The organism is Glycomyces albidus (assembly GCF_009451885.1).
Taxonomy (GTDB): domain Bacteria; phylum Actinomycetota; class Actinomycetes; order Mycobacteriales; family Micromonosporaceae; genus Glycomyces; species Glycomyces albidus.
In genome coordinates, this window is sequence record NZ_WIAO01000040.1 from 31,915 (window position 1) to 41,806 (window position 9,892).

Consider the following 9,892-nt stretch of genomic DNA (forward strand, 5'->3'; position numbering starts at 1 on the left):
GGGCCCCGCCGGGAGGCGGGGCCCTTCGTCTTTGCGAGACCAGGTCGCGTGCGCTAGCGCCGGTCGATGGCGAAGCGCGCCGCGACGATCCGGGACAGGATCGTGAACAGGAAGACGATGGCGATCAGGGTCAGGGCCGCACCCCAGGCGCGGTCCTGCGAGGCCGCGAACGGCTGGCTCGCGTTGCGGAAGATCTGCGCCGCGAGCGTGGTGTTGGCGCCGTCGAACAGGTCGGGCTTGTACACGTACGTCAGGCCCACCGTGACGATGATCGGCGCGGTCTCGCCGGCCGCGCGCGCCACGGCCAGCAGCGACCCCGAGGTGATGCCCGACGAGGCCGCCGGGAGCACCACGCCCATGACCGTGCGCCACTTGCGCGCGCCCAGGCCCGCGGACGCCTGCCGCAGCTCGTCCGGGACCAACCGCAGCATCTCCTCGGTCGAGCGGATCACGATCGGCAGCATCAGGCAGGCGAGGGCGAGCGCCCCCGCGAAGCCGGTGCGCTCCTCGATCACGGTGACGTAGCCGACGTAGATGAACAGGCCCATCATGATCGACGGGACGCCGGTCATGACGTCGGCCATGGTGCGGATGAACCGCGCCAGCGGCTTGTTCTTGCCGTACTCGTTCAGGTAGACCGCGCCGAGCACGCCGATCGGGATCGACAGCAGGGCGGCCATCCCGGTGATCACGAGCGTGCCCACGATCGCCGGGCCCATGCCCGGGCCCTCGGTGCGGTAGTTCCGCGGGATCTCCTCGATGAACCAGTCCAGGCTCCACGTCGAGGCGCCCCGCGAGACGACCTGCCAGGCCACCAGGGCCAGCGGCAGGGCGGCGATGAGGACGCACAGGCCGATGCCGAACGTCGCGCTCTTGTCGGCGAGGGACCGCCGGAACGAGAGGTTGCGCCCCGACAGGTCGGGCGGTGTCGTGCCGTGGAGGGTCGTCATGAGTGGGCACCCTTCATCTGGATCTCCGCGCGCCGGACCACGACGCGGGCGAGGAAGTTGATCAGCACGGTGATCGCGAACAGCAGCACGCCGATGCCGATCAGCGCGTCGGTGTGGAGGCCGCCCGACTCGCCCCACTGCTGGGCGATGACCGCGGCCATGGTGTTGCCCGGCGCGAACATGTTGGTGTTGACGCCGATGGCGCCGCCGATGACCAGCGCCACCGCGATCGTCTCGCCCATCGCCCGGCCGAGGCCGAGCATCGAGGCGCCGACGAGGCCGCCGAACGAGTGCGGCAGGATGGCGCCCTTGATCATCTCCCAGCGGGTGGCGCCCAGCGCGTACGCGCCCTGCTTGTCGATGTCGGGCACGGTCGCGAACACCTCCCGGGAGATCGAGGTGATGATCGGGATGCACATGACCGCGAGGATCAGGCCCGCGGTGAAGTAGTTGCGGCCGGTGTTGGTCTCGTCGAAGATCGCGTTCAAGCCCGGGACGGGGGCCACGACGCCGGACCACCACTGGTAGATCGGCGTCACCCACGGGATGAGCACGATGCTGCCGACCAGGCCGAAGACCACCGAGGGCACGGTGGCGAGGAGGTCGACGACGGTCACGATGTACCGGCGGGCGCGGCGGTGCGCGACCTCGGTGATGAACAGCGCGATGCCGATCGACACGGGCACCGCGACGATCATCGCGATGACCGAGGTCACCAGGGTGCCGTAGAGGAACCCGAACGTGCCGAAGACCTCGTCGCTGGGCGACCAGCGGGTTCCGGTGAGGAACTCGATCGGGTCCAGGGCGATGGCGGGCCACGCCTGGACCGAGGTCGTGACCAGGATCAGGCCCAGCACGATGAGGACCGTCAGCCCGGCGAGGGCCACCAGGCCGGTGAACCCCTTGTCGGTGCGGCGGGAGCGGGCTTCGCCTCCGAGGTCCACCTCGGGGGGCGCTTCGGGAGGTGCCGTTGCGGTCAAGATCGTCTCTCCGGTTTCGTCGGCGGAACGGCCGAAGACCCCGACGGCTGCACGGCCGTTGGGGTCGTCGGTTCTCCGGTGTGCTTAGGCAATCGTCTCGTTGAGGGCGTCGAGGGCCTGGGTGCGGAGCTCCTCGGGCAGGGGAGCGAAGTTGTTCTCCTCCGCGATGTCCTGGCCGTCGGTCAGCAGGTAGTTCACGAACTCCTTGACGCCGGCCGCGACGTTCTCGTCCTCGTACTCGGTGCGGATGAGGAGGTAGGTCGGGGCGACGATCGGGTACGACTCCGCGCCGGCCGCGTCGAGCGGGTTGTAGGACAGGTCCTCGGCCACTTCGGCGCCTTCGAGGGCGGCGGTCGAGGCCTCCAGGCTCGGCTGGATGAACGCGCCTTCGGCGTTCTCGATGGCGGCGGTCACGAGCTGCGTCTCGACCGCGTCGGCGAGGTCGACGTAGCCGATCGCGCCTTCAGTCTGGGTGATGACGGTGGCGACACCGGTGTTCTTCTCGCCGCCGATGGAGCCTTCGGGCCATTCGATCTCGTCCGAGGCGCCGAGGGTCCACGTGTCGGTGGCCTCGTCGAGGAAGGTCGAGAAGTTCTTGGTGGTGCCCGAGCCGTCGGAGCGGTGCGCGATGGTGATCGGGGTGTCGGGGAGCGTCAGCCCCTCGTTGGTGGCCACGAGCGCGGGGTCGTTCCAGGCGGTGATGTCGCCCTGGAAGATGCCGGCCAGCGTCTCCTGGTCGATCTGGATGCCTTCGACACCGGGCAGGTTGTAGGCCACGGTGATCGGGGCCGCAACGGTCGGGATGTACTGGAACGAGCCGTCCTCCGGGCCGTCGCCTTCGCCCACCAGCGAGTCGGTGCCGGCGAAGTCGTTCAGGTTCTGGCCGAACGCCTCTTTGCCGGCGGAGGAGCCGTCGGCGCTGTACGTGACGACCAGGTCGGGGTTCACCTCGGCGTAGGCTTCGATCGCCGCCGCGTAGAACGCGTCCGGGAAGGAGGCGCCCGAGCCGGTGATCTCGCCGGACACCATCTCGCCGTCGCCGGCCTCGTCGTCGCTGCCGCCGCAGGCCGCCATGCTCAGGGCGAGCGCACCCGCGGTGATAGTGCCGAAAACGGTCCGGCGGTTCAGTTTCATGTTCACAGCTGGTCTCTACTCCGTCTCCCGGAACAGGCCCGGGTCGCTTATTCACTGTCCGCAGCCATCAAACCCAGACCCGGTGTTCACCCGCTGACTTGGAGTTGAACTCGAGGTGAACGACTGAGCGCGATTCGCAACGACGGCGCAGAGACCGAAAGCCCGAGTCTCTGACCTGGGAGTTTAATCCCGTCTCGACTCGGTCGTGACCGGACTGTTATGAACGGTCGAGGTGCACGTCTCCTGTGACGGCGTAGACGACCTGATGCGAGACCCGCACGGCGTGGTCGCCGAACCGCTCGTAGAACCGCGCCAGCAGCGCCACGTCCACCGCCGTCTGCGGCCCGTAGCCCAAGGTCGGGAGCTGCGCGTGGATCCGGTCCTGGACCGCGTCCAGCTCATCGTCGTCCAGACCCATCTGCGCCGCCTGCAGCTCGTCGTGATCGCGCAGGATCCCGACCAGCTTCTCCGAGATCCGCACCGCCGCGGCACCCATCGCCGCGAAGTCCAGCCGCAGCGAATCGGGGATCACCGCGACGGGCGCGCGCAGCAGCACCGACTTCGCGACGTGCTTCGCCAGGTCGCCCATCCGCTCGAGGTCCACCGAGATCCGCACGGCGCCCAGCACGAACCGCAGGTCCGACGCCACCGCGTCGTACTGCGTCATCAGCGCGATGATCCGGTCGTCGACCTTGAACTGGAGCGCGTTGACCTCCTGGTCACCGGCGACGACGGCCTCGGCCGCCACGGTGTCGCCCTCCAGGAGGGCCGCGGTCGCCTGCTCCATCGCGGCGCCGACGCGCCGGGCCATGTCGACCAGGAGGTCGTTGAGCTCGTTCAGATGCTGGTGGAACGGGTTCGCCATGATCGACCAATCGCGGTTCGGAAGGGCTGACGCGAGCCGCGTCGCGGGCTCCTTCCAGTCTAGAGGGACCGTCCCGCCCGCGCAGCCGGCGGCGCCGCGGGGGAAACGCCGGGCGCTTCCCCTTGGACGCTCGGCGATACAGTGAGTGCGAAGTACGAACGATCCCCAGGGAGCCGACCGAGATGACCTACCCCCAGCAGCCCGGCTATCCGAGCCCCTACGGCCAGCAGCCCCCCGGCCGCCAGCAGAACAACCTGTGGCTCATCGGCGGGTCGATCATCGCGATCCTGGTCGTCATCATGACGGTCATCCTGGTGGTGGTGCAGAGCACCCAGGCCGACGACTCCGCGGACGGCGGGACCGACGGAGGCGGCGACACCTCCACGGAAGGCGAAGGCGACGGCGGTGACGACGGCGGGGACGACTCCGACGGCGGCTCCGACGGCGGCGGCTCCGGCTCGATCGAGCTCAACGCCGAGGCGTGCTCGGCCTTCGACCTCTCGACCTTCGAGTCCGCGTACGGTTCGTACGACCCCGACGAGACCTACACCTCCGCGACTTCCTCCGGCGGCCTCCCCTCGGTGTCCTGCACCTTCTACAACAACGACTACACCTCGGTCAGCATCTACATCACCGACTGGGAGAGCGCCGACGAGACCATCGACTGGGTCAAGTCCGACGCCGAGTACTACAACTCCGACGGGTACACGTACACCGAGTGGACCGAGTACGGCGACGCCGGCGGCTACTACAGCCAGGACTACGGCACCTACACCTCGACGACCCTGCACGTCGCCCTCGGCAGCCTCGACGTGTCGATCACCAGCCTGCTCTACGACGACGAGGACGTCGAGTTCGAGGCGGCGTTCGAGGCGTGGGTGGACCTCGTGAAGCAGAGCGACGCCCTGTTCGCCGACTACAAGTAACCGGCCGGCGGGCCGGGCATCGCAGCGCCCGACATGCACGACCTGAAAGAGGCCCTGTCACCAGGGCCTCTTTCCTTGCGCCGCAGTGCTCGAGCCCGCTGCTCGAGCCCCACTGCGCCGGCGCCCACAGGTAGAGGACGTGTCGGGACCGGTCCGCGAACGGCCCGGCCCCGACACCGCTCATTCGCCGGTGGTGCCGTCCGCCAGCTCGCGGATGATGTCGAGGTGCCCGTTGTGGCGGGCGGTCTCCTCGATCATGTGCAGCAGGATCCACCGCAGCGAGCACGGCTCGTCCCCGGGCGGGGGCGCCTGCTCGAGGGCCTCGAGCGGCAGGGCGTCGGCGATCTCGACCGAGCGGGCGCACTGCCGGTCGTACTCGTCGAGGAGTCGCCCGAGCGGAACGCCGTCGACCCGCATCTCGGCGTCAGGGTCCTCGTCGGTCCAGGGCCCCCGGTCGGGCAGGCCGAGCAGGTTCACCTCGAACCAGCTGTGCTCGACCCAGCGCAGGTGCGAGACGAGTCCCGCCGCGGTCATCAGCGGCGAGGGGAGGTACGACCGGTGGGCGAGGTCCTCGGCGAGTCCCTCGACCTTCTTGCGGACGGTTTGACGTTGCCAGCGCAGTCGCTCGTTCAGCGCCGTGCGCTCGTCCGGCGGTTGCGGACGGGCTTTGTCGCGTTTCATCGATGTGCTCCAGGTTCGCGGGTGCCACCCGCCCGCGGAGCCACTGCGTCAGCGCACTCGACAGGAGGGGGACACCGGATCGTTCAGTTTCGACACCGCGTCTCACCTCCTTCCTTTCTCATGCGGTCCAAGGCAACATATCAACGAGCACGACCGCGGCACCGACCCGGGCTCCTCAAGCGGCCCGCACCGAGCGGGTGAGGCGCGTTTTGGATACAGCGGGTGTGCAGGCACAATAGGACCAGAACGGGCTGGCACCGTTATGCAGGCTCCGTGCCCCGGGGCCGGTCCGGCCCATGCCGCCTACGCGCAGGAAGCCTCGACATGGATCGCCCACCACCGCTCAGTGAAGCCGAGATCGTGCGCTTCGAGCGATACCGCGATGTGTCGCTCGAGAAGGTCGAGATCGCCGTTCGCCTCGGCGTCCCCGAGGATGCGGAGGAGGGCGGCGCCCGAGGGCCGGCCCGCATCGTCGTAGTACACGAGCTCGTTGCCGGCGAGCGCGGCCTGTTCATCGCCAACGTGTTCCGGCTGGGGCACCCGACCATGGAACCCCTCATTTACGTCAACGCCGTCTATGAGGCGCGGCTCGACCGGGCCGGGGCGGCCGAGTTGACGCACGTCGCCGCTCAATGGTGGAAGTGGCGCGCTGGTCTGCCCAGCCCCGGTCCGGGCCGCATACGGCGGTGACCTGCCGTCGCTAGGCGGCACCGGCGATCGGATCAGGTGGCGCTGCGGGCACGTTCGCCGGTCCCGCCGCTCGCCACATGATCATTGATGCCCGGTACTGCCTCCTGTTGTGCTTGCTGATCCGTTTAGCCCGAGCGCATCGCGTCCGGGGCCGGATGGGCGGAACCCACACATTCACACTGTGATCTGGGTCGTACGATATTGGGCAACGTTCCTTCGATGAAGAGGCTGAGCCGATGGCAGCGAACGCGAACTTCGAACCCACCTTCGACATCTCCAAGCCCACCATCGCCCGCGTCTACGACGCGCTGCTCGGCGGGAAGGACAACTTCGCCGCCGACCGCGAAGGCGCCGACGCGTACCTGAAGTACGTGCCCAACGCCGGCGACTGCGCCAAGGAGAACCGCCAGGCCCTGGTCAAGGGCGTGAAGTACATGGCCGGCAAGGGCATCGACCAGTTCCTGGACATCGGCGCGGGCCTGCCGACGATGGAGAACACCCACCAGGCCGCCCAGTCGATCAACCCCGATGCCAAGGTCGTCTACGTCGACAACGACCCGATCGTGCTCGCCCACGGCCGGTCCCTGCTCGCGACCGACAAGTCCACCACCATCGTCACCGCCGACCTGCGCAACCCGCAGGACATCCTCGACCACCCCGACGTCAAGGACATGCTCGACTTCACCAGGCCCATCGGGCTGATGGTCGTGGGCCTGCACATGCACTTCCACGACGACGAGGGCGCCGACGAGTGGGTCCGCCTCATCATGGACGCCTGCCCCTCCGGGTCGTACCTGCTCATCACCGACTTCGTCGACACCGGCGAACCGCTGCAGAAGGCCATGGAGCAAGCCGGCCTGGAAAGCCTGGGCAACGGCTGGATCCGCACGCCCGAGCGGATCGAGGAGCACTTCCTGGGTCTGCCGCTGGAGCCGCCGGGCCTGGACTTCCTGGCCCGCTGGTTCCCCGGCGAGCCCGACCGCGAGATCCCCGCGGTCGAAGACCTCGAGCCGTGGCAGCGCATCCTCATGGCAGGCGTCGCCCGCAAACCGTAAAAGCGAGACGTAAGGTGCGTGACCATCGGTCACGCGCCTTCGTCGTGTCCTCTGGTCGGTGGAAGACGGCGCCTTTGCCGGTGTCGACGAGCGCGACCAAGCGGATCCGCGCGTCCTCTCGGTCTGCCGTTCGGTGTCGCAGGTCTCGGCGAGGTAGTGAGGCTCGCCGCTCTCAGGGTTGATTCCGGCGCAGACGTGGACTTGGAAGCCGGTCGCCGATGCTGCCGGGTTTCGCGCTTGGATGAAGGTTTCTCGGCCATCGCCGCAGCACGCGCATGGGTGAGCAATGGACAAGGGCTTGGGACGATACGGCGGGTCGGCATGAAAAAAGGCCCAGTCACCTGGGCCTTTATCTGGTGCGCCGCCAGGGACTCGAACCCCGAACCCGCTGATTAAGAGTCAGCTGCTCTGCCAGTTGAGCTAGCGGCGCTTGATGTTTGAACCTGATCGGCGTTTTCGGCCGGTGTGGCTCGCACGAGGAGAAACTTTAGCATGTGCTTCGGCCTCCGTCTCCGGGGGTCCCTGCGGTGGCTACCCTTGAGCAGTGACAAGTTTCGTAGACCGCGTAAATCTCCAGGTCGTCGCCGGTAAGGGTGGCAACGGCTGTGTGTCGGTCCACCGTGAGAAGTTCAAGCCGCTCGGCGGCCCCGACGGCGGCAACGGCGGGCACGGGGGTGATGTGGTCTTCGTCGTAGACCCGAACGTGCACACGCTGCTCGACTTCCACTTCCAGACCCGCCTCCAGGGCGGCAACGGCAGGCACGGCCAGGGCTCCAACCGCGACGGCGCTGCGGGCGAATCCATCCGGGTGTCCGTCCCGAACGGCACCGTCGTCTACTCCGACGGCGAGGTCCTCGCCGACCTGACCGGCGAGGGCACCGAGTTCACGGTCGCCCACGGCGGTCGCGGCGGCCGCGGCAACCGCGCCCTCGTCAGCGCCAAGCGCAAGGTCCCCGGCTTCGCCGAACTCGGCGAGCCCGGCGACGAGCTCGAGGTGGTCCTCGAACTCAAGAGCGTCGCCGACGTCGGACTGGTGGGCTTCCCCTCCGCCGGCAAGTCCTCCCTCATCGCCGCGATGTCGGCCGCCCGCCCGAAGATCGCCGACTACCCGTTCACGACGCTCGCCCCGAACCTCGGGGTCGTCTCCGCGGGGGAGACCACTTACACGATCGCGGACGTCCCGGGCCTCATCCCGGGTGCCGCCGCCGGCAAGGGCCTCGGGCTCCAGTTCCTCCGGCACATCGAGCGCTGCGCGGTCCTCGTCCACGTCGTCGATTGCGCGAACCTCGAGTCCGATCGCGACCCGGTCTCCGACATCGACGCCCTCGAGCACGAGCTCACCGAGTACGGCGGTCTCGCCGACCGGCCGCGGATCATCGTCCTCAACAAGATCGACATCCCGGACGGGCGCGAGCTCGCCGAGTACGTCCGCCCCGATCTCGAGAAGTACGGGTGGCCGGTCTACCTCGCGAGCGCCGTCAGTCGCGAGGGCCTGAAGGAACTGAACTTCGCCTTCGCGAAGGCAGTGCAGGAGTTCCGAGCCGCGCAGCCGCCGGTCGAGGCGAGCCGCACCATCATCCGCCCGGTCGCGGTCGACGACTCCGGCTTCTCGATCAAGAAGGTCCAGCCGGCCTACGAAGGCGACGTCGAGTTCGTCGTCACCGGGGCCAAGCCCGAGCGCTGGATCGGCCAGACCAACTTCGAGAACGAAGAGGCGGTCGGCTACCTCGCCGACCGCTTGGCCAACCTCGGCGTCGAGGACGCGCTCGTCAAGCAAGGCGCGGTCCCCGGCTCGATCGTCAAGATCGCCGACCACGAGTTCGAGTGGCACCCCACCGACCCGAACATCATCGCGACGGTCGCACCCCGGGGCACCGACGCCCGGTTCGAGATCAGCGACCGCAAGGGCGCCGACGAACGCCTCGCCGAGCGCAAGGCGCGCCGCGCCGAACTGCTCGACAAGGTCGCCAAAGAGCAGGACGCGAAGGGTAAGAGCCGCCGCGGCTAAGGCCCATTCGCGGACTGAGCTGCGAAAACGCGGGGTTTGCAAGGGTGTGGCGCCGAGCACGCACCCCCCTTGCAAACCCCGGTTCTCCGTCGCGTAAATTTGTCTTTGCCCGAGGGGGAAACGGACAGGAAAGCCGAAAGGCGACTGGACGAAAACCAAAAGGGCAAAACTCCGAACGAATCGATCGGGGGGCCAAAACGGCCCGAAAACCGGTCTGGTAAGTTACTGGAGCCGCTCCGGTCGGAGAGGAACTTCCAAGAGGTTTCAGATCTGATCAGTGCGTGTTGTTTGAGAACTCAACAGGGTGTTTGGATGGTCAGCGTGCGGGCTGACTGGGGTTGTCTGGCCTTGGTGCTGGATGGTTTCGGTTGGTACTGTTTTTGACTGTCTTTTCCTTGGGGCACTTGCTTGGTGTCCCGTTGAAAATCGGTCAGGACTGGCTTCGACACAACTGAAGTCGCTGGATCCCTTGTCGGGGGTTTGGTGCGCAACAGGTTTTTGTTGGAGAGTTTGATCCTGGCTCAGGACGAACGCTGGCGGCGTGCTTCACACATGCAAGTCGAACGGAAAGGCCCGCTTGCGGGTACTCGAGTGGCGAACGGG

9 protein-coding genes, 1 tRNA gene and 1 rRNA gene are annotated in these 9,892 nt (G+C 67.8%); 5 read left to right on the plus strand and 6 right to left on the minus strand.

What is annotated here, in order from left to right; genetic code table 11:
- Nucleotides 1–53: 53 nt before the first annotated feature.
- The 4 genes from pstA to phoU all read right to left on the minus strand — a co-directional run bounded on the left by pstA (nt 54) and on the right by phoU (nt 3,929).
- Entirely contained in the window at nt 54–950 is an 897-nt protein-coding gene (gene pstA / locus GFD30_RS22630; protein WP_153027431.1) for a phosphate ABC transporter permease PstA, read from the minus strand.
- Nucleotides 947–1,930: a phosphate ABC transporter permease subunit PstC gene (gene pstC / locus GFD30_RS22635; protein ID WP_153027432.1), complete on the minus strand. Its 984-nt coding sequence runs from the start codon at nt 1,928–1,930 to the stop codon at nt 947–949. The genes pstA and pstC overlap by 4 nt, the downstream gene beginning before the upstream one ends.
- Nucleotides 1,931–2,014: 84 nt before the next feature.
- On the minus strand, nt 2,015–3,064 hold the full coding sequence (gene pstS / locus GFD30_RS22640; protein ID WP_153027443.1) for a phosphate ABC transporter substrate-binding protein PstS: 1,050 nt from the start codon (nt 3,062–3,064) through the stop codon (nt 2,015–2,017).
- 217 nt (nt 3,065–3,281) lie between these two features.
- On the minus strand, nt 3,282–3,929 hold the full coding sequence (gene phoU / locus GFD30_RS22645; protein ID WP_153027433.1) for a phosphate signaling complex protein PhoU: 648 nt from the start codon (nt 3,927–3,929) through the stop codon (nt 3,282–3,284).
- Between the two features lie 182 nt (nt 3,930–4,111).
- Between phoU and GFD30_RS26425 the strand changes: the two genes are divergently transcribed.
- Nucleotides 4,112–4,855, plus strand: coding sequence for a hypothetical protein (locus GFD30_RS26425; RefSeq protein ID WP_194202077.1), 744 nt, complete (start codon nt 4,112–4,114; stop codon nt 4,853–4,855).
- Between the two features lie 180 nt (nt 4,856–5,035).
- On the opposite strand, the gene GFD30_RS22655 is transcribed toward GFD30_RS26425, so the two are convergent.
- Nucleotides 5,036–5,536: a DinB family protein gene (locus GFD30_RS22655; protein WP_153027434.1), complete on the minus strand. Its 501-nt coding sequence runs from the start codon at nt 5,534–5,536 to the stop codon at nt 5,036–5,038.
- A 324-nt stretch (nt 5,537–5,860) separates the two neighbouring features.
- Between GFD30_RS22655 and GFD30_RS22660 the strand changes: the two genes are divergently transcribed.
- Together GFD30_RS22660 and GFD30_RS22665 are read left to right on the plus strand one after the other, a co-directional pair.
- Nucleotides 5,861–6,226, plus strand: a complete 366-nt coding sequence (locus GFD30_RS22660) for a hypothetical protein (RefSeq protein ID WP_153027435.1) — start codon at nt 5,861–5,863, stop codon at nt 6,224–6,226.
- Between the two features lie 236 nt (nt 6,227–6,462).
- A complete protein-coding gene (locus tag GFD30_RS22665) occupies nt 6,463–7,281 on the plus strand; it encodes an SAM-dependent methyltransferase (protein WP_153027436.1) in 819 nt (272 codons plus the stop codon).
- A 354-nt stretch (nt 7,282–7,635) separates the two neighbouring features.
- Here GFD30_RS22665 and GFD30_RS22670 read toward each other — a convergent pair.
- Nucleotides 7,636–7,711 (minus strand) — tRNA-Lys (locus GFD30_RS22670).
- A gap of 114 nt (nt 7,712–7,825) precedes the next feature.
- Here GFD30_RS22670 and obgE point away from each other — a divergent pair.
- Together obgE and GFD30_RS22680 are read left to right on the plus strand one after the other, a co-directional pair.
- Nucleotides 7,826–9,289, plus strand: a complete 1,464-nt coding sequence (gene obgE / locus GFD30_RS22675) for a GTPase ObgE (protein ID WP_322633519.1) — start codon at nt 7,826–7,828, stop codon at nt 9,287–9,289.
- Nucleotides 9,290–9,787: 498 nt separating this feature from the next.
- Nucleotides 9,788–9,892, plus strand: a 16S ribosomal RNA gene (locus tag GFD30_RS22680); the annotation flags it as partial.